Source organism: Streptomyces sp. NPDC001530, assembly GCF_042894545.1.
GTDB lineage: Bacteria > Actinomycetota > Actinomycetes > Streptomycetales > Streptomycetaceae > Streptomyces.
Genome location: NZ_JBIAVS010000014.1, coordinates 58474 through 82650 on the forward strand (window position 1 = coordinate 58474; position 24177 = coordinate 82650).

Genomic DNA, 24177 nt, shown 5'->3' on the forward strand with positions numbered 1-24177 from the left:
TAGGTTCGTGATGTGCAGGGAGGTGGGCGCATGGGCGGCGTGCAGCGATCCGTTGGCACGGTGGCGCACCGCCTCATCGGGGAGCACGTGCTGGAGGGGCGGATGGTGCCGGGTGAGGAGATCGGCCTGCGGGTCGACCAGACCCTCACCCAGGACGCCACCGGGACACTGGTGATGCAGGAGGTTGAGGCGCTCGGCCTGGACCGGGTGCGGACCGAGGTTTCCGTCCAGTACGTGGACCACAATCTGCTGCAGGCGGATGAGCGCAACGCAGAAGACCACGCCTTCCTGCGCTCGGCGGTGCGCCGGTTCGGCATCTGGTACTCCAAGCCGGGCAACGGCGTCTCACACCCCACCCACATGCAGCGTTTCGGCATCCCGGGCAAGACCCTGGCCGGCTCCGACTCCCACACCTGTGCCGCCGGCTCCCTGGGCATGCTCGCGATTGGCGTGGGCGGTCTCGAGGTGTCGCTGGCCATGGCCGGGCGGCCGCTGTATCTGCGCATGCCCCAGATCTGGGGGATACGGCTGACCGGCAGCCTGCCGGAATGGGTCAGCGCCAAGGACGTGATCCTGGAGATGCTGCGCCGCCACGGGGTCAAGGGCGCGGTGAACCGCATCCTGGAGTACCACGGTCCGGGCCTGGCAGGGCTGACGGCGATGGACCGGCACGTCATCGCCAATATGGGTGCCGAGCTCGGCGCCACCACCACCGTCTTCCCGGCCGACGCCGCGGTGCGCGACTTCCTGCGTGCGGAGGGCCGCGAACAGGACTTCACCGAGATCGGCGCCGAGCCGGACGCCCGCTACGACCTTGAGGAGGAGATCGACCTCTCCACCCTGCAGCCGCTGATCGCCAAGCCCTCCTCGCCCGGCAACGTGGTGCCGGTGCGCGAGGCGGCGGGTGAACGTGTCGACCAAGTGGTGATCGGCTCCTCCGCCAATCCCGGCCTGCGCGACTTCGCCGTCGCCGCCGCCATGGTCCGAGGACGCCAGACCGCGCCGGGAGTCAGCTTCGACGTCAATCCCTCCTCCCGGGAGATCCTCCAGGATCTCAGCCGTGCGGGCGCGGTTTTCGACCTGATCGCCGCCGGGGCCCGGCTGCACCAGGCCGGATGCCTGGGCTGCATCGGAATGGGCCAGGCTCCGGCCGCGGGACGCAACTCGCTGCGCACCTTCCCCCGCAACTTCGCCGGCCGCTCGGGCACCGAGGACGACGCGGTATGGCTCTGCTCCCCGGAGACCGCGGCAGCCTCCGCCCTCACCGGAGTCATCACCGACCCGCGCGACTGGGCCGCCCGGGAGGGAGCGCAGAACCCCGCCGTGGACATACCGGAGCGCGCCACGATCAACACCGCCATGCTCGAACCACCTCTGCCGCCGCACGAGGCCGCCGAGGTGGAACTGGAGCGCGGCCCCAACATCTCCACCCTGCCCGACTTCGACCCACTGCCGGACAGCATCGAGGCCCCGGTCCTGCTCAAGGCCGGCGACGACGTATCCACCGACGAGATCTCCCCGGCGGGGGCCAAGGCGCTGCCCTTCCGCTCCAACATCCCCAAGCTCGCCGAATTCACGCTCACACGCATCGACCCCGAGTACCCGCACCGCGCCGCCGAGTCCCGGGACGCCGGAGGGCACTTCATCGTCGCCGGCGAGAACTGGGGCCAGGGCTCCTCCCGGGAGCACGCCGCGATCACCCCGCGCTACCTTGGGCTGCGCGTCGTCATCGCCAAGTCCTACGCCCGCATCCACTGGCAGAACCTCGCCAACTTCGGCGTACTCGCCCTGGAATTCGACGACCCCGCCGACTACGACCGCATCACCCGAGGCGACCGGCTGCGGCTCGACGGCCTGCACGCCGCCCTCGCCCAGGGCACACCACCGACGCTGCGGGTGCGGAACACCGGCCGGGGTGAGGAGTACCCGGTGCACCACCAACTCTCGGACCGCCAGCGGACACATGTCCTCGCCGGCGGAATCATCCCCGCTCTGGCCCATGGGCCTGCGGAATGAATCCGGCACAGCATCCCGTGACGATTCCGCACGTTGATCGGTGATCCGTCGGACAGCTCCTTCCAGCAGCCACGGGAGGCCATCCATGGACACACACGTCATCGACTACGCGACGTATCTGGCCGCCGTCCGGGGGCGCGGCGGCTACGACGACCGCCAATGCGCCGAGGACGCCGTTCACACCGTCCTCGGCGTCCTGGGCCGCCGACTCGGTCGCTCCATGGCGCGGGAGCTGGCCACTCAGCTCCCCTCCGTGGCCGGTGAGGCCCTCATCGCCGGCTCAGCAGAGAGAACGCCCACTTGGGATGTGAGTACATTTGTCACGCGCGTCGCACAGGCGGCAGGCACACTCGAAGAAGAGGCCGCCCTCGACGCCGCGGCCGTCCTTGGCGCCATCGCGGACACCGTCAGCGACACGCAGCTCAAGGGCATCCTCAGCCGTATCCCCAGTGATTACGCCAGATTCTTCGAACCGCCCGAACGAGTCGAACCGGGCCAGTAGCCGGGATGCGTGTCCGGATGATCCAGAGCAGGCTGGGAGCATGTCCCAAGATGCGCCTGTGATCGTGCACGCTCCACTGCCAGAGGGTGGCAGGCCAGTGACGATCCGGAGCGAGGACGTCGGCACTGCGTACCGCCTTCTCGACCTGATCGAGTTCCTGCGTCGTGCAGGTCTGCCTGAGGCGGACACGACGATCGACGACCCGCGACTGATCGAGTGGCGGGGCGGTGGGCCGGAACAGTGGGGCCCAGGGAAACTCGGCTGATTAGCCACAGTTGGGGCTGGTGATGCGCAGGTCAGCCAACGGGGCACCCGGCGGACGACCGGGTGCCGACGGAGCTGTCGTGTATGAGGAGTTCTTCACGCTGGTCGACGCGGTGGCCAGGGCACCGGCGGATGAACGGCGTGGCGAGAGATGAACGGCATGGCTGGTTTGCTTGACGATCTGTCAGCCGAAGAGCGCGCAGCACTACGCTCCGCAGCCCAGCCACGCACCGTATGGCCCATGCTCGCGACACTGACCGAGGACTACTTCTCCGACCCCGGGTGCTTTTCGAACGCAAGCTGGACGGGGAGCGGTGCCTGGGCTTCCGGGCTCGGGACCATCCTCGGCTGGCGTCGCGGAGCGGCGATCAGCTGCACGACACCTACCCCGAGGTGGCCCAAGCCCTCGCCCGGCAAGAGTGCGAGGCTTTCGTGGTGGACGGAGAAGTCGTCGCCTTCGAAGGCACCCGGACCAGCTTCGCCCGGCTGCAACAGCGCATGGGCATCCACGATCCCGATGCTGCCCGCTCCAGTGGAATCACGATCGTCTACTACGTCTTCGATCTGCTGCACCTGGACGGCAGCGACCTCACCCACCTGCCCCTGCGCACACGCAAGGCGCTGTTGCGCCGCGCCCTCTCCTTCTCCCTCTGCGTTTCACCCCGCACCGCAACACAAGCGGCGAGGCCTACCTGCGCCAGGCGTGCGAGTGGGGGTGGGAGGGGCTGATCGCCAAGCGAGCCGACAGCCGCTACGTTCCGCGTCGCTCCACGGACTGGTTGAAGTTCAAGTGCGGGCAGCGGCAGGAGCTGGTGATCGGCGGCTTCACCGAACCGAAGGGCAGCCGCACCGGGTTCGGAGCACTGCTGGTGGGGCACCACGAGCAGGGTCGACTGCGCTATGCGGGCAAGGTGGGCACCGGCTATGACCGCCGGATCCTGGCCGACTTGCGACAGCGCCTGGACGAGCTGGAATGCGATCGGCAGCCCTTCACCGGGGGCGAAATCCGCGAGCATGGCGCGCACTGGGTACGTCCGGAGCTGGTCGCCGACATCGCGTTCACCGAGTGGACCCGTGACGGCAAACTGCGCCACCCGCGGTTCATCGGTCTGCGCAGCGACAAACCCGCCACCGAGGTGGTACGGGAGAGACCGAAGGAGAAACGGTGAGCACGAAGGACGAGATACGCGTCGGCGGTCGAACGATTGCACTGTCCAACCCGGACAAGGAACTCTTCCCCGACGAGGGGATCACCAAGGCCGAACTGGTCGACTTCTACCGCACCGTCTCCCGGCCCATGCTGACCCATCTGCGGGGCCGCCCGATGGCCATGGAACGCCACCCCGACGGCTATGGCGGGAAGTCGTTCTTCCACAAGGACGTACCCGACTACTTCCCGGACTGGATACACCGCAAGGAGGTCGCCAAAGAGGACAGGACCGTCACCATGGCCGTGTGCGACGACGCCGCCAGCCTTGCCTACCTCGCCAATCAGGCCTGTATCACTCCGCACCCATGGCTCAGCCGCATCGACCGGCTCGACTGCCCGGACCGGCTGATCTTCGACCTGGACCCCCCGGGTGAGGACTTCGAGATCGTGCGCTGGGCCGCCCATAAGCTCGGGGACCTCCTCACCACAGAACTGGGGCTGCGACCCGCGGTGATGACAACGGGCTCACGCGGCCTGCACCTCGTCCTGCTGCTGGACCGGCGCACCGACTTCGACACCACGCGTGCCTTCGCCCGGCAGGTGGCCGACCTGCTCGCCGCCCGGCACCCCGAGAAACTGACGACCGAGGTGCGCAAGAACAAGCGCCGCGGCCGGCTGTACCTGGACACCCAGCGCAACGCCTACGCCCAGACCTCGGTAGCCCCCTACGCCGTCCGGGCCCGGCCACACGCACCGGTCGCCACCCCCCTCGAATGGGACGAACTCGACGACCCCCGCATCGGCCCGCGGCACTGGACCCTGCGCACCCTCCCCGACCGACTTTCCGGACACGGCGACCCTTGGACGGGGCTGAGCCGCTGCAGGCGTTCCCTGGGGCCGGCCAGGCGTCAACTCAACGCCCTCGTGCAGGAAGACGCCTCCTGAGGACCCCGTATTGCGGCACGCGAACAGGCCGGCCGTCGGTTCCCCGGCATCGGTACTTCTGCTTGGGCAGTACGGCGAGGGCGAGCCGGCGGCGGTGCCTGCGAGTACCGGACCGGATACCCGTTCCCGGGGGCTTGCGGCACTCACAGCGGGGCTGGTGCGGCGCTCACAACGGCGTTGGTCGTTGCCGCAGTCGCCTGCTTCTGATCATAGGCCGCTTCTGGTCATCAGGCGTCTTCGCCGACATCCTCCACGGTACGGCCGGTCCGCACCGAGGCAGGTTCGGTACTCACGGGGTTGCGGCGGGCATCGGCCTCCTCGTCAGACGTCTTCACCAGAATCCACCGCTCTTTTTCGCCCTCTTGGCCCGTGCGTGTCAATGCGTAGCCGCCGCGCAGCTTCTCCCCCTCCAGCCACACTTTCACGTGCCCGTCGCTGACCCCCTGGGCGACGGGAAGCTTCTTCCCCTCCCGCGCGGCCAGATTCCGATACGTGCCCGAGTCCCAGACGATGACCGCCCCGGCCCCGTACTCGCCACTTGGGATGACGCCTTCGAAGTCGACGTAGTCCAGGGGGTGGTCCTCGGTGCGCAGGGCCAGACGCTTCTCACGCGGGTCGGTGGAGGGCCCCTTGGGCACCGACCACGACTTCAGAACACCGCCCGCCTCGAGCCGGAAGTCGTAGTGCAGGGAGGTGGCCGCGTGCTTCTGCACGACGAACCGCCGCTTGCCGCTCCTGCGCGAGGTGCCACCCATGGGCTCGGGCGTGCGGTCAGCGTGCCGCTTGGAGCGGTACTGCTCCAGTGAGCTCCTGGCCTTGGCGGACATGATCGACATCTCCTCTCGTGCCGGAGTGGAAAACCGGTCTCTCCGGGCAGGAAACCCGTGGTGGATCAAACCTCGTCTGCCTTCCCGGCGTCATCCCGTGAATCCCTGGCCCTCCGCCGAATCCCCCAGCGGGTTGCCTTCAGGCCGCTGCTGCGCCGCGCACCTCCTCGGCTATGCGTTTGTCGAGGGCGGTTCGGATCAGCCCTGCGGCCAGTCGCGGCAGATCAGCGTCCTTTACGAGGGACGCCAGTGCCTCCGGAGACGTCGGCAACCCGAGTCGCTCCGCCCCTTCCAGCACCTTGCGGTCGAGGTAGGGGGAGAACTCCGGCCACACGGCCTGGGCCTCCCGCAAGAAGATGTCCACCCCGGTGGGACCGATGCCGGGGATCTCCTGTAGCAACTTCTTCGGGTCTGCGCCCTCGCGCAGTCGGCGCAGATCGCCCTTGTACCGCTCCAGGAGCAGTTCGGCTCCAGCGCCGAGTTGGCTCGAGGTCCGCTCGTCGTAGCGACGGTAGCCACCCTCACCGAGCGCATCAACGCGCTGCTGCCAGGTGGCCTCCGCCATCCGGCGGGCATCGCGCATCCCGGCGGCGAACAGCGCGCGAGCCGCCGCCACCGCGGTGTCCGCCCGGATACGGGCGGACAGCAGCAGTGAGAGCACCAAGAGCTGGTACAGCGGCGCGGGGGTGTTCCGCAGCTTGATGCCTGCCTGAGCAGCGTAGGTCTGGCCATGCTGATCGAGCAGTGCCCGAACTGCGGCCTCGTCCTTCTTGCTCATGACACACTCCCTCACCTTCTCCGACAGGAGTTCACGGCGCACGACGAGAATCCCCGGGCGGATAAGAGCGACCGCTTGCCCTACACAGGCACCGTGCGCACCGCATGGTGTGCCGCGGCGCAGGGGGTAACCACCTATTCCGCCTCTTCCCTCGCTCCCAGACGCGGGCCGCGGCACACAGGGCCGACTGCCCGAAGCCAGGGCACGTAAACGGAACGATGACGACATATCGCATGAAAACTGAAGCGAGCGCAGCTCTTGGTGCAGTCGCGACAGCAACGCCGCAGGCCGACAGCGTGATCACGTTGTGGCCTCCGAGGGGCTGAGCATGCGTCCGTCCCGACTTCGGATGAGATGCGATCATCCGTCCAGCGCGGTGCCATGGAGGGAGCGGGAGGAGGTGGCTGCCGCCATGGCACGTGCGGTGTGGAACGGGGCTCTGACCTTTGGCCTGGTGTCCTTGCCAGTGCAACTGTTCACCGCGACGGACAGCCACACCATCCGGTTCCATCAGCTCCAGCGCGGCACCTCGGACCGGGTGCGCAACAAGCGCGTGAACGAGCGCACTGGGGAGGAGGTTCCGCCGGACGAGATCGTCAAAGGGTTTGATACGGGCGACGAGTACGTACTGGTCGAGCCCGACGAGCTCGAGGACATCGCGCCCGGCCGGTCACGAGAGCTGGAGATCACCGGCTTCGTCGACCTGGAGGATGTCGAGCCGATCTTCTTCGACAAGACGTATTACCTAGGGCCCAAGAGCGAGCAGTACGCGAAGGTGTACGCGCTGCTGGAGGAGGCCCTCGAGCACGCGGGGAAGGCGGGGATCGCCACGTTCGTCATGCGCAATCGCGAGTATCTGGTGGCCTTGAAGGCGGAGGCGGGGATCCTGACGCTGCACACGCTGCACTGGGCGGACGAGATCCGTGACCCTCACAAGGAGATCGACCAACTCCCGGGCAGGACCAAATTGGCCGACCGAGAGCTGAAGATGGCCGAGCAGCTGATCGACTCGCTGAGCATGGACTGGGACCCAGAGGACTTCCACGACACCTTCCAGGAGAAGGTCGAGGAGTTGATCAAGGCCAAGAAGAAGGGCGAGACCGTCGAGAAGGCGGAGCAGCCCGCCGAGTCCACCAACGTCGTGGACCTGATGGACGCCCTGCGGGCAAGCCTCGACCAGGCGAAGACGAAGAAGAACGCCCCGTCGAAGACGAAGAAGAAGGCCACGTCGAAGAAGACCGCCTCCGAACGTCCGAGCCGCAGGAAGTCCGCCTCCTCACTCGACTCGCTGACCAAGTCGGAGCTGTACAAGCTGGCGTCGGAGGCGGATATCGCCGGCCGTTCCGCCATGAGCCGCGAGGAGCTCGTCAAGGCGCTCGCGGGCGCGCAGGGACGCCACCATGCCGCAGCGTCGTGACCCATCCGTCCTGGCACGAGAGGGAAGGCAGTCCCATGGCGCGAGCGGCCGTATTCGATGTCGACGGAACCCTGGCTGGATTCGATGTCGATGGAACCCTGGCCGACGCGTCAGCGATCCACCGTCATCTGTCCCACCTGTTGCGATCGCCGGCGGCAGTCCCCCGGCGCCTGCCTGCGCCCGGTGGATGTGTCCGCGAGGGCGACGCCGGCGGCGGGTATGCGCATCGGACGGCCGGGTACTCAACAACCTCACCCATGCAACGGAGGCACTGGGGCATGGTCACGAGTCGCAGCCCAGCACCAGGCGCTGCCACCCGGCACGCCGTAGATGAGCAGTCGGCACTGGATCTGGCAACGTTGGAGAAGGCGCTGCATGGCGAGGTCGACGGTGAGGTGCGTTTCGACGCGGGAAGTCGCGGCGCCTACGCGACCGACGCATCGAATTACCGACAAGTCCCCATCGCAGTGGTGTTGCCTCGCAGCATTGACGCCGGGGCGCGGGCGGTCGCGGTGTGCGCACGGTTCGGTGCGCCCCTGCTGTCGCGGGGTGGCGGCACGAGCCTTGGGGGTCAGTGCACGAACGCGGCCGTGGTCATCGACTGGACGAAGTACTGCAACCGTCTGCTGTCCGTGGATGCCGACGGCAGAACGTGTGTCGTCGAGCCGGGCATCGTCCTGGACGAACGGAACCGTCAACTGGCCGAGTACAGCCTGCAATTCGGACCGAAGGCCGCGACGCAAAGCCACTGCAGCCTGGGCGGGATGATCGGCAACAACTCGTGTGGGGCGTCCGCCCAGGTTTACGGCAAGACCGTCGACAACGTCCGGCGTCTGGAGATCCTGACCTAGCGTCACCTCGAATGGTTCCACGACCATGTCGAGGTGGAGCAACTGTTGTTCACCGGGGTCCTGGATCCCGCAGGCGGGCGACTCGCCCCGGGCGCCGAGGGAGCACCGGGTCACGGGATGACGCTGGGCACGGACCGGGCAGAGAGACACCGCACGGCTTGACAGAGCCCCTGAGCGGCCGACTTGTCCGCGGGGCCCCGGAACCAGAAAGGCGTGAGCATGACTCAGTCCGTCGTCGTCACGGGTGCCAGCGCGGGACTCGGCCGGGCGACGGCCAGAATGTTCGCCCGTCGGGGAGCGCATGTGGCACTCGTCGCCCGCGGCGAGCGCGGGCTCGAGGCCGCTGCGGCGGAGGTCGAGGAACTCGGCGGACAGGCCCTGGTCCTCCCGACCGATGTCGCCGACCACCGGCAGGTCGAGGCAGCCGCCGAAGCCGCAGAGGAAGCCTTCGGCCCCATCGACATCTGGGTCAACATCGCCTTCGCCTCAGTGTTCGCCCCCTTCATGGAGATCGAGCCCGAGGAGTACCAGCGGGTCACCGAGGTGACGTATCTGGGTTGCGTGTACGGCACCAGGGCCGCGCTGACACGGATGCTGCCGCGCGATTCGGGCACCATCGTCCAGGTCGGTTCGGCACTCGGCTGCCGGTCCATCCCCCTGCAGTCCGCGTACTGCGGCGCCAAACATGCCGTGAACGGCTTCACTTCAACCGTGCGGACCGAGCTGATGCATCGGCACAGCCACGTCCGGATCACGGTGGTCCAGCTGCCGGCCGTGAACACTCCGCAGTTCTCCTGGGTGCTCTCCCGGCTCCCCAACCGTCCGCAGCCAGTGCCACCCATCTACCAGCCCGAGGTCGCCGCCAGGGCCATCGCGTACGCGGCCGACCATCCACGCCGCAAGCAGTACTACGTCGGCGGCTCCACCCTCGCGACCATCCTCGGCAACCGTGTAGCACCCGCGATGCTCGACCGCTATCTGGCACGAACCGGAGTTTCCTCGCAGCAGACAAGCCAGAGGGCGCCCGCCGATGCCCCGCACAATCTCTGGCAGCCCCTCGACGGGCGCGACGGAAGCGACTACGGCGCCCACGGAGAGTTCGACGACCGTGCAGCATCACGGTCCGGGCAGGCTGCGCTCGCGCGGCATCCCGCCCTCACGTCAGCGGCGTTGGGAGGCGCAGCCGCACTGGTGAGGAAGCTGATCGCACGAGCTGTCGGGGCGTGACCAGCCAGGGCGTATCCAGCTGGTCGGGAGGCATACCGGCACACCGTAGGTAGAGACATACGCGCCCCTGACAGCGGCGCGGTTCAGTTCGCCTCGGCTCGTATGGCAGCGCGGAAGGCTGCCATGCACGGCGAACAGCAGGCTTTCGCCGGCGCTTCATCGAGGACCGGACCGGAGCCTGGTGCGGCTTGGGCCAACTGGCGTCCACACAAGGTGGTGCGCGCATCATCCTTGGCGATGACGTGCCACACCGTGCCGCACATGCCGGTCGTCGCGGGGCCGGCTCGCATCTCATACATCGGCCTCTCCCTCGCTCCACCCCACGGCTGACGGTCGGTTGGCTTGCTCAGGCGGTACCGGAACGATTGCGCCTACTTCCTGGCGCCGCCCACCTGTTCATGCAACCCCCACTGCGCCGGATGGACCATCGGAACTAGCCCAGCCGGGTGACTCCGGGTCGCCCCACTCCTCCGCGCGAGAAGCCGGTCCTGCTGTAGCGGCGAGAGCTGAGTTCCTCTGGATGCCGGAGCATCCAGCGTGCAGCTCAGTGATCCTTTCGGCACCACTGCTGAAGGTCAGGTACCGAGGAGGTCGATGATGTCGTCGGCGTGCTCCTCTTCCTCTTCCAGGATCGACTCCATCAGCCGACGTGTGGTGGGGTCGTGGTCGCCCAGCCAGCGGATGATCTCCTGGTAGGTGGAGATCACGATGCGCTCGGCGAGCAGGTTGTTCTCCAGCATCGCCTTGAGGTCGTCGCTGGCCGGCGTGGTGTAGTCGGTGTGGGCGCGTTGAACCAGCGTCGCAGGGTCGAAGTCGGGATCGCCGCCGAGCTGAGAGACGCGCTCCGCGGCCCGGATCGCGTGCTGCATCTCCGCGGCTGCGTGCTCGGTGAACTCCGCTGACACCTGGGCACGGTCAATGCCGATCGCAGAGATCGCGTGGCGGGTGTATCGGAGCCAGCACACCACCTCCGTGGCGATCACGTCATTGAGGATGGCGATCACCCGCTCCTCGTCGAGGCCGTAGCTGCCTGTGACTGGTCCCGCCTCCATCTTCCGCTGGGCTTCTTCGCGAATCCTGGTCACGTCCAGGACGAATGAGTCGCTCATTGTGCTCGTTCCTCTGCTCGATGACGCCCCCGGCAGAGGACCCTCCCCCGCTGGCCGCGCAGAGCCACGGCTTACGCCGGAAAATGACCGGTTCGCCGCAGCCGGAGCTGAGCGCCGCCAGGACCTGCCACGTACGGGACGCGACAGGGTCGGGTCAGGTCGGGCCACTGGCCGGGTAACCCCGGGCAGGTGCGAAACGCCGAGCGCCGCGTTTCGGTGCCGTGACCAGGGGGACGCGAGAAGCCCGATATCAGCGACAGAAGACTCCGTACGCGCGACCCCGCTGGAGGCGAACCGTGAGTCGACCCCGCATTCTGATCGTCGGCGCCGGCTTCGCCGGGTACCGGACGGCCCGCACGCTGTCCCGGCTGACCCGGCACCAGGCGGACATCACCCTGCTGAACCCGACCGACTACTTTCTGTATCTGCCCCTGCTGCCCCAGGTCGCCACCGGACTCCTGGAGGCGCGCCGTGTCACCGCGTCGCTGTCCGGCACCCTGCCCCAGGTGCGGCTGGTGCTCGGCGAGGCCGACGGCGTCGATCTCGACGCGCGTTCCGTGCACTACACGGACCCCGAGGGGGACGGTGGCACGCTGACGTACGACCGTCTCGTCCTCTCCGTCGGCAGCGTCAACAAGCTGCTGCCCATTCCAGGGGTCGCCGAGTACGCGCACGGTTTCCGAGGTCTGCCCGAGGCGCTGTATCTCCGCGATCACGTGACCCGGCAGGTGGAACTCGCGGCCGGGTCCGACGATCCCAAGAGCTGTGCCGCGCGGTGCACGTTCGTGGTGGTCGGCGCCGGGTACACCGGGACCGAAGTCGCCGCGCAGGGGAAACTGTTCACCGACGCGCTGGTACGGAAGCAACCGCTGCGCGAGGGCATCCGGCCACGCTGGCTGCTGCTCGACATCGCGCCGCGCGTACTGCCAGAGCTGGACGAGCGGCTCTCGCGCACCGCCGACCGCGTTCTGCGGCAGCGGGGCGTCGACGTGCGGACGGAGACCTCGGTTGAGGAGGCGACGCCGACCGGAGTGCGGCTCAGCGACGGGGAGTTCGTCGACACCCGAACCCTGGTGTGGTGCGTCGGCGTACGGCCCGATCCGCTCGTCGAGGGGCTGGGGCTGCCCCTGGAACGCGGGCGCCTACTCGTCGATCCCTACCTCCAAGTGCCGGGCCGTCCCGAGGTGTTCGCCTGCGGGGACGCGGCCGCCGTGCCCAATCTGGAGAAGCCCGGCGAGTACACCCCGATGACCGCGCAGCACGCCTGGCGGCACGGCAAGGTCGCGGCCCACAACGTCGCGGCCTCGCTCGGCAGCGGCAGCCGCCGCGCCTACCGCCACCGCGACCTGGGCTTCACCGTCGACCTCGGCGGGGCGAAGGCCGCCGCCAACCCCCTCGGCGTGCCGCTCTCGGGCCCGCTCGCCGGAGCCATCACCCGCGGCTATCACCTCGCCGCGATGCCCGACAACCGCGTCCGCGTCGCCGCCGACTGGCTCCTGAACGCGGTACTCCCGCGCCAGGCCGTCCAGTTGGGGCTGCTGCGCGGGTGGTCGGTGCCGCTGGACACGGCCTCGCCGGAGCTGGCGCGCGTGGCAGGAGCCCCGGAGAAGAAACTCGCCCCCGGCACCGGCGAACCCCACGGCCCCGTCAAGCGCACTGACCCGTAAGCCGGCGGCGCATCCACGCCCGCGTGCGCGGGGCAGCCGATGCCCCAGGGGGACGACGTGCTGGTGCGCTCTCCATGGGTACCCGGCTGGTGAATGGCGGTGATCGGCACCGCTGGACCTGGCGAAAGGACACATCATGGCTCAGCACGTACGCGACATCATGACCAGCGCACCGGTGACGGTCGAACCCCAGGCCTCGGTGACGGCGGTGGCCCAGCTGATGCGCGACAACAACATCGGGACTGTCCTGGTGACGGACGGCGACCAGCTGCGCGGCCTGGTCAGCGACCGCGACCTGGTGGTCCGCGCACTGGCCGAGGGAGGCGACCTGGAGCAGACGACGGTGGCCCGCGCGTGCAGCGAAGACCTGGTCACCGTCGGCCCCGACGAGGACGTGGACCACGCCATCGAACTCATGCGCGAGCACTCCGTCCGCCGCATCCCGGTCGTCGACCATGGACACCCCGTCGGCATCGTCTCCCTGGGCGACATGGCCATCGAACGCGATCCGCAGTCCGCGCTTGGCGACATCAGTGCGGCCAAGTCCAACCAGTAGCGCGGCGCCCACTGGGCCCCCACCGCAGCAGATTGCGGGGCGTGTGGGCTCCAAAACGGTGAGGAACGTAGCTCGGGTTTGCACTCCATGACGGGCGGTGGACGGCCCAGGACTTCCCCGCCGCTCTCGCCGCTCAGGTCGTGGCGGGGCTCGGTGAAGACCTGGCCGTCAGCGCGTCGCTGCGCGCGTCTCCTGACGCGGAGCGCCTACGCGTTGCTCGGCTCGGCCGTGCGGCACTCCGGGTGGCCCCAGCCCTGGGGGTTCTTGGCGATGGGCTCGCCCGCGGCGTACGAGCGGCCGCAGACGCAGCGGCCGGGGAACTTGGCCTTGATCGTGCGGGCCGACGTGCCCTGTCGGGGCGTCTTGGCGGAGGTACGGCGGCGGGTGCCGCCCGAAGGCGCGGGGGTGTCGGGAGAGGGCGGCGGCTCCGGGGAGCCGAGGTCGCTGCCCGCGGGCTGCTGGACGATGGCCGCCTGGCTCGCGGCGCGGTCGGCGAAGTCGTTGAGACGGTCGCCGTCGACCTGGTGCGCGGGCACGTAGCGGAACTCCACGGTGCGGCCGTCGAGGAGTTCGTCGATGCGGGCGACCAGTTCCTGGTTGGCGACGGGCTTTCCGGCGGCCGTCTTCCAGCCCTTGCGCTTCCAGCCGGGCAGCCAGGTCGTGACGGCCTTCATCGCGTACTGGGAGTCCATCCGGATCTCCAGCGGCACGTCCGGTGCGATCGCCGTCAACAGGCGCTCCAGCGCGGTGAGTTCGGCGACGTTGTTGGTCGCCGTGCCCAGCGGGCCGGCCTCCCAGCGGGTGGGGGACTCGTCCCCGTCGGCGACGACCCAGGCCCATCCGGCGGGTCCCGGGTTTCCCTTCGAAGCCCCGTCACAGGCGGCCACAACGCGTTCAGGCATGGCCCCGATCATGCCACGGTCCGGCCGGGACCTCGCGCCGCGGGCTCACCGGGCCCCGGGGAAGCCGCCCGAGCCCAGGAGCCGCAGGCCCAGCGGGGTGGCCGTATGCAGGACGTACTCGCCGTCGCGGTGGCTGGTCACCAGTCCCCGCGCGAGGCAATGCCTCACACATCGGTCATCTTGGGCATGTCCCCTTGGGTCGTCTTGACGTCGATGACCGAGAACGCCGCGCCCTGCGGGTCGCTCAGTGCAGCGAACCGGCCGAACGGGCTGTCCATGGGCCCGAAGCGCAGGACGCCGCCGCGCTCGGTCGCCTTCGCCACCGCCGCGTCGCAGTTCTCGACGGCGAAGTAGACGTTGACGTACGGCGGTACCTCGGGCGGGAATTCGTCCGTCATCTTCATCCGGCCCAGGACCGGGTTCTCCCTCAGGCTGAAGATCCTGTAGTCCACGCCCTCGTCGTCCATCTGCTTCGCGCTGAACGGGAAGACGGCCGGGAAGAACCAGTCGGACTTCTCGGGCTCACGGGTGAAGAGCTCGGCCCAGGCGTACGCGCCGGGCACGCCCGTCGCCTCGAAGCCCTGGTGGATGCCCGCCTGCCAGACGCCGAAGACGGCGCCACTGGGGTCTCGGGCCAGCACCATGGTGCCGAAGTCACCGACCTGCATCGGCTCCATCAGCACCTCACCGCCGTTGTCCTTGATCTTCGTGGCCGTCGCCGCCGCGTCGGGCGAGGCGAAGTACAGGCACCAGGCGGACTGGCCCTCCTGCCCGGGCATCGGCGGGACGACGGCGGCCACCGCCTTGCCGTCCGCGTACGCCTGCGTGTAGTTGCCGTACTCGGAGGACGCCTCGCCGAACGTCCAGCCGAGTACGTCGCCGTAGAAACTCTTGGCCCCCTCGACATCGCTGAACATCGCGTCCGCCCAACAGGGCGTTCCTTCGGGCTGTACGGCCACGACGTCGACCTCCTCCGGTTCGATGAACAGTTCCGCATGTCACGCTAACCAGCCTCCGCCAGAGCCGCGCGCCGAGCGGGACGAGCTGCACGACACTGGGGAGCGGGCAGAGGTGGTCGTCGACAGGACGGGGCACGGGATGACGATGCACGCGTGGGAAGTGGCCCTGCCCGGGCCGATCGACGCGAATCCGCTGCGCTTCGTCGAGAAGCCGGTACCGACGCCGGCGCCCGACGAGCTCCTCGTACACGTCCGCGCCTGCGGGGTGTGCCGTACCGATCTGCACGTCAGCGAGGGCGATCTGCCCGTGCGCCGGCCGGGGGTGACGCCGGGGCACGAGGTCGTCGGCGTGGTCGCTGGGACGGGCGCGGACGTCAGCGGCTTCGCCGTGGGCGATCGCGTGGGCGTCGCCTGGCTGCGCCGTACGGACGGCACCTGCCGCTACTGCGTACGCGGGTCCGAGAACCTCTGCCCGGCATCCGAGTACACCGGCTGGGACGCCGACGGTGGCTACGCGGAGTACACGACCGTTCCTGCCGCCTACGCGTACCGGCTGCCCGGCGACATGGACGACATCGCCCTGGCCCCGCTGCTGTGCGCGGGCATCATCGGCTACCGCGCGCTGCTGCGGGCCTCGCTGCCACCGGGCGGGCGGCTCGGAATGTACGGCTTCGGCGGCAGCGCCCACCTGTGCGCGCAGCTCGCCCTCGCGCAGGGCGCCACCGTCCACGTACTGACCCGCGATCCGGCCGCGCGGCAGCTGGCGCTGGAGCTCGGCGCCGCGTCCGCCCGCGGGGCGTACGACGAGCCCCCGGAGCCGCTGGACAGCGCGATCCTGTTCGCGCCGGTCGGCGACCTGGTCCCGGTCGCGCTGCGGGCACTCGACCGGGGCGGGGTCCTGTCGGTCGCGGGGATCCACCTGAGCGACACCCCGCCGCTGCGCTATGAGAGCGAGCTGTTCTACGAGAAGGAGCTGCGCAGCGTCACCTCCAATACGCGCGAGGACGGCCGGGACTTTCTGACGCTCGCGGCCCGGCACGGCGTACGCGCCACCACACACCCGTACCCGCTGTCCGAGGCCCAGCGAGCCCTGCAGGACCTCAAGGCGGGTCGTTTCGACGGGGCGGCCGTACTGGTGAACGACCGTCCGCCGCGGCATTGAGCATGCGGGCCCGCCGCCCGCGTGCGTGGATGGACGCAGGCGTGTTTTTGCGGTGGAGGTGGCATGGCAGGCCGAGGCGGTGAGGACCCCGAAGGCATGCGGACGCCGTTCGCTGCCATGGAGGACGCCGTCGAGTCCATCGGCACGACTTTGGACGAGCGGACCACGTGTACCGAGCTCGCCGAGTTCGTGCGGCGGCACTTCTGCGACGCGGCGGCGGTGGACCTGCTGCCCGCGGACGTCCCGGCCACCCGGCCCACGACTGCCCCGGACCTCACGCGCGTCGCCATGGCGGGCAGCACCGATCTGCTGACCCCGTGGCCCTCGCACGGCGCGCGACCGCTGTCCGTCCGCGCCCTGGACGAGGGGCATCCGATCACCGCCTCGCTCGACTTGTCCGGCCTGGTTCCGCGGCGGGTCATGACCGTGCCGCTGCTCGCGCACGGGCGCCTGTACGGGGTGCTGCTGGCCGTCCGCCACGGGCCCACGTTCACCGACGCGGAGACCTCCGGCACGCACTACGCGGCACGCCTCGCCGCCGTCCACCTCGGCCATTCGCGCCAGCACAACGCCGTGCGCAGTACGATCCTCGACCTCCAGCGGGCGCTTCTCGCCGAACCGGGCCGACCGCATCCCAACCTCGATCTGGCCACCCGCTATCTGCCGGCCGGGGGCAGCACCCTGGTGGGCGGGGACTGGTTCGAGACGGTACGGCTGCACTTCGGCCGCACCCTGCTGGTCGTGGGCGATGTCATGGGGCACGGTCTGGACGCGGCGGTGGACATGAACGCGTACCGCTCGATGCTCCGCTATGTCGCCTCCACGGATCTGCCGCCGCACCGGGTGCTGAGCCGCCTGGACGCCGCGGTCGCCGAGAACGGCAGCCGGCGTCCCGCCACGTGTCTGCTCGTCCAGGTCGACCCGGCGCGCGGCGCGGCGGCGCTCGCCGCGGCCGGGCACCTGCCTCCGGTGGTGTTCGCCGGGGACGGCACCGGCGAGCTGGTGCAGCTGCCGGTCGGTCCCCCGCTGGGCACCGGTGTGGGCGGCTACGAGCTGACCACCCGCGCGCTCGCGGCCGACGACACCCTGCTGATGTTCACCGACGGTCTGGTGGAGCGCCGTGGGGAGGACATCGACGAGTCGCTCGCCCGGCTGGCCGGACTGCGGCTGATGCCGGGGGCGCCTGTCGACGTGATGCTGGACGACGTCCTCGTCAAGCTCGATGCCCGTCACGCGGAGGACGATGTGGCGGTGCTGGCCGCCCGCATCCGCCGCCGGCAAACGACATGACGTCGGTCAGCGGGCGCTCCGCCGGCTCCACCCGGGGAGGACTTCGTCCAGTGTGTCGGCGGGGCTGAGCATGTCCAGGGTGCCGTGCGCACGGAGCAGCCGGTGCAGGCGCCGCGTACAGAGCAGGCCGAAGTGCGTGTCGGCGCCGGTGACCCGCCGGCGGAAGCGCAGCACCATGGCGAGGCCGGTGCTGTCGATGAAGGTCGCGGGGCGCAGGTCCACGACGTACAGCCGGGCGGGCAGGGCCGCGACCGAGTCCAGCCACGGGTGCACGTGGAGGGCGGCGGCGAGGTCGATGTCGCCGCGCAGTTCGACGAGCAGCAGACCGGCTCCCGCGTAGAGGCGGGCGTGGTCGCCGGGCAGTGGCCAGGAGATGCCGGTGATCCGCTCCAGGGTGTGCTCGCTCAAGCTGTCCGGTCCCGTTCCGTGGGCGGTGCGCGGGCCTCTCGTGCCGTAGGCGGCCTGGTCACCGCGGCACCGGGAGATGAACAGCCGACGCGTTCCGGCGCGGGCTCGTGCGGTGCTCCATCCCCACACCGCACGAGCCCGCGCCGGAACTCCCCCCGGGCGGCTCCCCCTTGAACCGTGGGCCGTTTCTGTTCTACCTTCGCCACATGGTCGGGGCATCAACGCCCGCTCACCAGCGAAACAACGCGGGGGCGGCAGCTGGGCCGGGTGGTGCGGGATGCGTCCTCACCTCGCGTTGATCGAAGACGATCCCGACTTCGCACTGATGTGCCGTACTTATCTGGAGCACGCGGGGTTCACCGTCACGTGGGCGATCGACGCACGGGCAGGGAAGGCCGTCATGTACGACGACGGCATCGATCTGGTGGTCCTCGATCTGGGGCTGCCGGACGGCAGTGGCCTGGAACTGCTGCGGGCCCTGCGCTCCACCAGCCGTCTCCCGGTCATCGTCGTCTCCGGGCGCGGCGACGAGACGGACCGGGTGGCAGGCCTGGAGGTCGGCGCCGACGACTACCTGGTCAAGCCCTTCTCACAGCGCGAACTCGTCGCCCGGATCCGCGCGGTGCTGCGCCGTTCCCAGCCGCCGGACGTGCCGGACGTCCTGGAGGTCGGGGCGCTGCGTGTCGACACGGCGGCGCATCAGGCCGCCGTGGCGGGCATCCCGCTGACGCTGCGGCCCAAGGAGTACGCCCTGTTGGAGCTGCTGGCCCGCGCCCCCGGCCGGGTCTTCTCCGCCGAGCAGCTCCTCGAACAGATCTGGGGAGCGTCCTGGCAGCAGCCCGCGACCGTCGTCGAGCACGTCTACCGGCTGCGCGGCAAGCTCTCCGGACTCCCCACGCCCGCACCGCGGATCACCACGGTGCGCGGCTTCGGATACCGACTCGATCCCTGAGGTCCGCCATGTCCGCGAGCATCCCGTATCCCGCCCCGGACTTCCGGCGCCTGTTCGACGCGACACTCTCCCCGCTGCTCGTCCTCACGCCCGACTTCACGATCGTGGAGGTCAACCGCGCGTATCTGACGGCCACCCGCACCGAGCGGAGCATCGTCGGGCGCCCCATCTTCGACGTGTTCCCCGACAACCCGGACGACCCGTCGGCCGACGGGGTGGCGAACCTGCGCCGTTCGCTGCGGACCGTGGTGAGCACCGGCCGTACGGACACGATGGCGTTGCAGCGCTACGACATCCCGACGGGCGAGGCGGGCGCGTTCGTCGAGCGGTACTGGAGTCCGGTCAACACACCCGTCGTGGACGGCGACGGCCGGGTCACGCACATCATCCACCGTGTCGAGGACGTCACCGACTTCGTCCATCTGCGCCGGGTCGGGCGCGAGCAGGAGCGTGTCGTCGCCGAGGCGCAGATGCGGGCCGAGGGCATGGAGATCGACCTCTTCGTCCGTGCCCGGGAGATCCGCGAGGTGAACGAGCAGCTGAGTCGGGCCAACGCCGAACTCGACGCGGCGGGGCGGACGTTGAAGGAGGAGCAGCAGGCCAAGGACCGGTTCATCGCCACCCTCTCGCACGAGCTGCGCAATCCGCTCGCCGCCGCCACCGCGGCCACCGAGCTGCTCGCGCTCGATCTGCCGGAGGGCCATCCGGCGCTGTCGGTCCTGGAACGGCAGCTGGGCACGTTGGTGCGGATGAGCAACGACCTGCTCGACGGAACGCGGGCCGTCACCGGTCGGCTGGAGCTGGTGCGCGAGCGGACGGACCTGTGCTCGGTGGTCCACGGCGCGTGTGCGGACATCCGCGGCCTGTTCGGTCACGAGGACCGTACGCTCGACGTCGACCTGCCCACCGGTCCGGTGCTCGTCGACGGGGACCGGCTGCGGCTGGCCCAGGTGCTGACCAATCTGCTGTCCAACGCGCTCAAGTACACGCTCCCGGGCGGCCGTACGCGGGTGCGGCTGTCGACGGCGGCTACGGCGGCTACGGCGGCTACGGCGAACGTTACGGACGGGCAGGTGCGGCTGACCGTCGAGGACGACGGGATCGGTTTCCAACCCGGGCAGGCCGAGGAGCTGTTCGGGGTCTTCATGCGGGCGGCCCCCGCGGGCCCGAGCACCCCCGAGGGTCTGGGCCTCGGACTCGCGGTGGCCCGGACGATCGTCGAACTCCACGGCGGCCGGATCACCGCGCACAGCCAAGGACCAGGAACCGGCGCCTCGTTCACGGTGCTGCTCCCCCTCGCCACGACCGGCACTCCGGAGCCGCGCCGCGTGCCGCCCGCCCGGCGCGCGCCGCGGCAGCTGGCCATTCTGATCGTCGAGGACAACACGGATCTCGCCACGACCTACCGCACGCTGCTGGAGCGGCAGGGGCACCACGTCACGGCCGTGCACACCGGCGCGGACGCGCTCACGGCCACCGCGTCCCATCTCTTCGACGTCGTCCTGTGCGACCTGGGCCTGCCCGATCTCGACGGCTACGCGGTGGCACGCTCGGTGCGCGCCCGCCCGCACGGCCACAAGGTCCGCCTCATCGCGGTCTCCGGTTTCAGCCGGGGCAGCGACCGCGGTCAGTCGCGAGCCGCGGGATTCGACGCCCACTTGGCGAAGCCGCTGCCGCTCGCGGAGTTGCTGGAACTCTTGGAGGCCCCGGACGATCTCTTACAGGGAGACCACCGGAACGGCTGACCGTCGCCCGCCGGCGGGCGGCGCGTGGGCGCGGCCGCCGCATGGCCGACGTATGTCTTCCCCCTTGTGCCCGGTTGTGCTTGCCTGGGGAACCCTTTCGGTGGGCGGGGCAGGAGTTGCGTCATGCGAAAGCCGTGGATCGTGGGGGTGTTGCTGGCCGGGCTGCTGCTCGGCGCCTGCGGGGATCCGGCGTCGGGGCCGGAGGCCTCACCGCCGACGCCCGCGGGGCCTGGGGACGCCTCGCCGTCACCGTCCTCCACCACGCGCCAGCGGGCGGCCGGCTCCCCCGGCGCACCGGCGAAGGCCCCCACCGTGCTCTATCTCGGGGACTCGCTCGCCATGGAGAACCAGAAGGTGCTCGGGCAGTCCCTGCGGGACGCATTGCACGCGCGCTACACGAGCGCCCCTTACTCGGGGACCACCCTGTGCGACTACCTGGAAGGCACCGGGGAGAGGTCGCTCGTGCCGACCGCGGACAAGGCGGCCGCGCTGGTCCGCTCGCTGCGGCCCGACTTCGTGGTGCTGCAGTTCTGGGGCAACTCCTGGGGCTACACGCCCTGCATGGACGGAATCACCTACGACGCCAACCAGAGCACGTACTTCTCGCGCTACACCGCGGACGCGGAGCGGCTGACCGATCAGATCGCTCGGGCGGGCGGAGCCCGGCCACCGAAGGTCGTGTGGGTGCTGCAGGGGCCGGACCCGATCACTCCCGACCGGGTCCGGCGCGTGAACGCGCTGTACGAGAAGCGGGCCGACACCTCCGGCGAACTCGTCGCCGACGCCGGCAGAGCCGTGAGCCCCGCAACGGCCCGCTACACCTGGGCCCAGTACCTCCCGTGCACCTCGTACGAGCACGACCACCCCACGTACTGCACCCAGCCGAACCGCGACCGCACCGCCCTGCACCGAGACGACGACTACCTGCACTTCTGCCTGGCCCCGACCACGTCCACACCGAAGCCGTGCCCGGTCCGCTCGCCCGGGATCGTGCGCATCACGCGCGAGATCACGCGGGTGATCGCCGACCGTGTCCGCTGACCGGATCCACGCACCGAGGCCCGGGCCCGCGTGGCCCGGCGCGACCACGCTCACCGAGTGAGGCGGGCAGGGGAGACACCGAGCACTGATCGGATGTCCATCGCGCTCGGTGCCGGATCAGAGACTCTGCGGCCAGGTCCAGGTGTATGCGCCGTCTCACGACGCCGATCATGACGGACCGTCCCCTGCGGCGCCCGATCGGTGATCGGCTGACGCCCACGAGGTCAGCGAGCTCAACCCCGCACGAAGCCGTACGTGTTCATCAGCAACCCCACGGCGCCCGTCCCGAGTCTGGACGACCAGGGCCAGGCCTTGCCTGCCTACGGCCACGTACCACGTGCCTGGCATCAGTTCCGCGGTGCGTCAAGAGGGGCGGACCGCAGCCGAGTCCAGCGCGGCGTGCGGCCCGCCCGTACGGTCGGTCCCTGGCCCTACTCGCCCGCGTACACCCTCTCGAGCTCGGCGATGTCCAGCTTGGACATCTGGAGCATCGCCCGCGTCGTGCGGGCCGCCTTCTCCGGGTCCGGGTCGCTGATCAGGTCGATGAGCCGGCTCGGGACGACCTGCCAGGACAGGCCGTACTTGTCCTTGATCCAGCCGCAGGGGCCTGCCTCGCCGCCGTCCTCGATGAACTTGTTCCAGTAGTGGTCCACCTCTTCCTGGTCGTCGCAGTGGATCTGGAACGAGATGGCCTCGTCGAATGTGAACTGCGGGCCTCCGTTCAGGGCGACGAACTTCTGTCCGTTGGCCACGAACTCGGCGGCCACGACGGTCCCGGCGGGGCCCGGCCCGGCCTCGGTGTAGCGGCCGATCCTGCCGAGCTTGGAGTTCTTGAAGATCGAGACGTAGTAGTGCGCGGCCTCTTCGGCCTGGCCGTCGAACCACAGACACGTGGTGAATCCGTCGGCGGGCATATGTACCTCCTCGGGCGGGAAACGTCGTCACCTCTGTCGACCGATCCTCGTCCCAAAACTCATCGGTGGCGCGCCCACCGCCGCCTCCACCGCCCCGCCTCCACCGCTCCTACCAGCCGGTAACGTGCTGCCGACGGCTCCGGACGCAACCGCCGGACGCCAGAAATCCGATGGGGGCGCCGTACCGCGCGGAGCTAGCATCCGCGCATATGACCTCCACGGACACCACCCACGGCATCCATCCCTTCCGTATCGACTTTCCCGCGAGCGACCTGGACGACCTCCATCAACGCCTCGACCGCACCCGCTGGCCCGACGAACTCCCGGGAGTGGGCTGGGCATACGGGATTCCGCGGGACTATCTCAAAGAGCTCGTACGGTATTGGCGGCACGAGTACGACTGGCGTGCGGCGGAGGCGCGGCTCAACGAATGGCCGCAGTTCACGACCGAGATCGACGGTGCGCGCGTTCATTTCGCACACATCCGCTCGCCGGAACCGGACGCGACTCCCCTGGTCATCACGCATGGCTGGCCCGGCTCGATCGTCGAATTCACCGACGTCGTAGGCCCGTTGACCGATCCGCGTGCCCACGGCGGCGACCCGGCGGACGCGTTTCATCTCGTCGTGCCGAGCATTCCCGGGTTCGGGCTCTCCGGGCCGACGCGGGACACCGGCTGGGAATTCACCCGGGTGGCCGGCACGTTCGCCGAGCTGATGGAGCGTCTCGGTTATCGGCGCTACGGCGTGCAGGGCGGGGACTGGGGCGGGGCCGTCTCGCGCGAACTGGGCCGGGCCCACCCCGAGCGCGTCATCGGCGTCCATCTGAATCTGCTGCCCGGATCCCACGCGACCAGCGAGCCGACCCCCGGAGAACTTGCCGCGTTGAGCCCGGACGAGCGGGAGCGGACGCTGACCTCATGGCGGCGGGGCCAGGAATGGCGCCGCGACGAACAGGGGTACGCCGACATCCAGTCCACCCGGCCGCAGACCCTCGCGTATGCCCTCACGGACTCGCCGGTCGGCCAACTCGCGTGGATCGCAGAGAAGTTCAAGCAGTGGACGGACTCGCGGGACCGTCCCGAGGACGCCGTCGACCGGGATCTGCTGCTGACCAATGTGATGCTGTACTGGCTGACCGGCACGGCCGGATCGTCCGCCCGTGTCTACTACGAGCGGGCCCACGCGGACTATGGGGGCAAGCCGCCCGAGCCGTCGACCACCCCGACCGCCCTTGCCGTCTTCCCCCGGGAGAACTTCGTACCGCTCCGGCATGTCGCCGAGCGCACCAACAACATCGTCCGGTGGACCGAATTCGACCGGGGTGGCCACTTCGCGGCGATGGAGGAGCCGGATCTGCTGATCGCCGATGTGCGGGCCTTCTTCCGAGAGCTTCGCACGGCCGGCTGACGCCAACGGCCCTCGCACCGGGGGGTGATCAACACCGAAGGTGCGGCGTCTCGTACGGTGTGATCGCCGCCATCCGCGAGAACCCG

Annotated in this window: 23 protein-coding genes and 1 pseudogene; 17 read left to right on the plus strand and 7 right to left on the minus strand. The window is 69.7% G+C overall.

What is annotated here, in order from left to right; genetic code table 11:
• Positions 1-39 precede the first annotated feature (39 nt).
• The 6 genes from ACFY0T_RS28070 (at position 40) to ligD (ending at position 4877) form a co-directional block, all read left to right on the plus strand.
• Complete coding sequence (locus ACFY0T_RS28070) at positions 40-2016, plus strand: aconitate hydratase (protein ID WP_388876134.1); 1977 nt, start codon at positions 40-42, stop codon at positions 2014-2016.
• Between the two features lie 85 nt (positions 2017-2101).
• On the plus strand, positions 2102-2518 hold the full coding sequence (locus ACFY0T_RS28075) for a DUF2267 domain-containing protein (protein WP_388876137.1): 417 nt from the start codon (positions 2102-2104) through the stop codon (positions 2516-2518).
• 97 nt (positions 2519-2615) lie between these two features.
• Positions 2616-2783 carry a hypothetical protein gene (locus ACFY0T_RS28080; RefSeq protein ID WP_388876140.1) on the plus strand — a complete coding sequence of 56 codons (168 nt, stop codon included), beginning with the start codon at positions 2616-2618 and terminating at the stop codon, positions 2781-2783.
• 281 nt (positions 2784-3064) lie between these two features.
• Positions 3065-3511: a hypothetical protein gene (locus ACFY0T_RS28085; RefSeq protein WP_388876143.1), complete on the plus strand. Its 447-nt coding sequence runs from the start codon at positions 3065-3067 to the stop codon at positions 3509-3511.
• 83 nt (positions 3512-3594) lie between these two features.
• Entirely contained in the window at positions 3595-3951 is a 357-nt protein-coding gene (locus ACFY0T_RS28090) for a hypothetical protein (protein ID WP_388876146.1), read from the plus strand.
• A complete protein-coding gene (gene ligD / locus ACFY0T_RS28095; RefSeq protein WP_388876149.1) occupies positions 3948-4877 on the plus strand; it encodes a non-homologous end-joining DNA ligase in 930 nt (309 codons plus the stop codon). The genes ACFY0T_RS28090 and ligD overlap by 4 nt, the downstream gene beginning before the upstream one ends.
• A gap of 227 nt (positions 4878-5104) precedes the next feature.
• Here ligD and ACFY0T_RS28100 read toward each other — a convergent pair whose 3' ends face one another.
• Positions 5105-5704, minus strand: coding sequence for a DNA polymerase ligase N-terminal domain-containing protein (locus ACFY0T_RS28100; RefSeq protein ID WP_388876152.1), 600 nt, complete (start codon positions 5702-5704; stop codon positions 5105-5107).
• A 139-nt stretch (positions 5705-5843) separates the two neighbouring features.
• Complete coding sequence (locus ACFY0T_RS28105) at positions 5844-6482, minus strand: endonuclease (RefSeq protein WP_388876155.1); 639 nt, start codon at positions 6480-6482, stop codon at positions 5844-5846.
• Between the two features lie 454 nt (positions 6483-6936).
• On the opposite strand from ACFY0T_RS28105, the gene ACFY0T_RS28110 reads away from it, so the two are divergent.
• The 3 genes and pseudogenes from ACFY0T_RS28110 (at position 6937) to ACFY0T_RS28120 (ending at position 9977) form a co-directional block, all read left to right on the plus strand.
• A complete protein-coding gene (locus tag ACFY0T_RS28110; protein WP_388876158.1) occupies positions 6937-7899 on the plus strand; it encodes a Ku protein in 963 nt (320 codons plus the stop codon).
• Positions 7900-8177: 278 nt separating this feature from the next.
• Positions 8178-8747, plus strand: a pseudogene (locus ACFY0T_RS28115) (FAD-binding oxidoreductase); the annotation flags it as partial.
• A 222-nt stretch (positions 8748-8969) separates the two neighbouring features.
• Positions 8970-9977, plus strand: coding sequence for an SDR family oxidoreductase (locus tag ACFY0T_RS28120; RefSeq protein WP_388876161.1), 1008 nt, complete (start codon positions 8970-8972; stop codon positions 9975-9977).
• A 575-nt stretch (positions 9978-10552) separates the two neighbouring features.
• Here the strand turns inward: ACFY0T_RS28120 and ACFY0T_RS28125 are convergent.
• Positions 10553-11086, minus strand: coding sequence for a bacterioferritin (locus tag ACFY0T_RS28125; RefSeq protein ID WP_388876164.1), 534 nt, complete (start codon positions 11084-11086; stop codon positions 10553-10555).
• A 296-nt stretch (positions 11087-11382) separates the two neighbouring features.
• Here ACFY0T_RS28125 and ACFY0T_RS28130 point away from each other — a divergent pair, with 296 nt between their 5' ends.
• The gene (locus tag ACFY0T_RS28130; RefSeq protein WP_388876167.1) at positions 11383-12753 is read left to right on the plus strand and encodes an NAD(P)/FAD-dependent oxidoreductase; all 1371 of its coding nucleotides are present in this window, start codon (positions 11383-11385) and stop codon (positions 12751-12753) included.
• A gap of 136 nt (positions 12754-12889) precedes the next feature.
• Positions 12890-13309, plus strand: coding sequence for a CBS domain-containing protein (locus ACFY0T_RS28135; protein ID WP_388876170.1), 420 nt, complete (start codon positions 12890-12892; stop codon positions 13307-13309).
• Between the two features lie 206 nt (positions 13310-13515).
• Here ACFY0T_RS28135 and ACFY0T_RS28140 read toward each other — a convergent pair whose 3' ends face one another.
• On the minus strand, positions 13516-14223 hold the full coding sequence (locus tag ACFY0T_RS28140; protein WP_388876173.1) for a ribonuclease H: 708 nt from the start codon (positions 14221-14223) through the stop codon (positions 13516-13518).
• 152 nt (positions 14224-14375) lie between these two features.
• On the minus strand, positions 14376-15170 hold the full coding sequence (locus ACFY0T_RS28145) for a VOC family protein (protein WP_388876175.1): 795 nt from the start codon (positions 15168-15170) through the stop codon (positions 14376-14378).
• 145 nt (positions 15171-15315) lie between these two features.
• Between ACFY0T_RS28145 and ACFY0T_RS28150 the strand changes: the two genes are divergently transcribed.
• Together ACFY0T_RS28150 and ACFY0T_RS28155 are read left to right on the plus strand one after the other, a co-directional pair.
• Entirely contained in the window at positions 15316-16332 is a 1017-nt protein-coding gene (locus ACFY0T_RS28150) for a zinc-binding alcohol dehydrogenase family protein (protein WP_388876810.1), read from the plus strand.
• A 63-nt stretch (positions 16333-16395) separates the two neighbouring features.
• Positions 16396-17622 (plus strand): PP2C family protein-serine/threonine phosphatase, encoded by a 1227-nt coding sequence (locus ACFY0T_RS28155; protein WP_388876178.1) that lies wholly within the window; start codon positions 16396-16398, stop codon positions 17620-17622.
• 6 nt (positions 17623-17628) lie between these two features.
• On the opposite strand, the gene ACFY0T_RS28160 is transcribed toward ACFY0T_RS28155, so the two are convergent.
• Entirely contained in the window at positions 17629-18030 is a 402-nt protein-coding gene (locus ACFY0T_RS28160; protein ID WP_388876181.1) for an STAS domain-containing protein, read from the minus strand.
• A gap of 277 nt (positions 18031-18307) precedes the next feature.
• Between ACFY0T_RS28160 and ACFY0T_RS28165 the strand changes: the two genes are divergently transcribed.
• The 3 genes from ACFY0T_RS28165 (at position 18308) to ACFY0T_RS28175 (ending at position 21768) form a co-directional block, all read left to right on the plus strand.
• Positions 18308-18982 carry a response regulator transcription factor gene (locus ACFY0T_RS28165; protein ID WP_388876184.1) on the plus strand — a complete coding sequence of 225 codons (675 nt, stop codon included), beginning with the start codon at positions 18308-18310 and terminating at the stop codon, positions 18980-18982.
• A gap of 8 nt (positions 18983-18990) precedes the next feature.
• Positions 18991-20727, plus strand: coding sequence for an ATP-binding protein (locus ACFY0T_RS28170; RefSeq protein ID WP_388876187.1), 1737 nt, complete (start codon positions 18991-18993; stop codon positions 20725-20727).
• 123 nt (positions 20728-20850) lie between these two features.
• Positions 20851-21768: an SGNH/GDSL hydrolase family protein gene (locus ACFY0T_RS28175; RefSeq protein ID WP_388876189.1), complete on the plus strand. Its 918-nt coding sequence runs from the start codon at positions 20851-20853 to the stop codon at positions 21766-21768.
• Positions 21769-22199: 431 nt separating this feature from the next.
• On the opposite strand, the gene ACFY0T_RS28180 is transcribed toward ACFY0T_RS28175, so the two are convergent.
• Positions 22200-22682 carry a VOC family protein gene (locus ACFY0T_RS28180; protein ID WP_388876192.1) on the minus strand — a complete coding sequence of 161 codons (483 nt, stop codon included), beginning with the start codon at positions 22680-22682 and terminating at the stop codon, positions 22200-22202.
• A gap of 209 nt (positions 22683-22891) precedes the next feature.
• Between ACFY0T_RS28180 and ACFY0T_RS28185 the strand changes: the two genes are divergently transcribed.
• Positions 22892-24091 (plus strand): epoxide hydrolase family protein, encoded by a 1200-nt coding sequence (locus ACFY0T_RS28185; RefSeq protein ID WP_388876194.1) that lies wholly within the window; start codon positions 22892-22894, stop codon positions 24089-24091.
• Positions 24092-24177 lie beyond the last annotated feature (86 nt).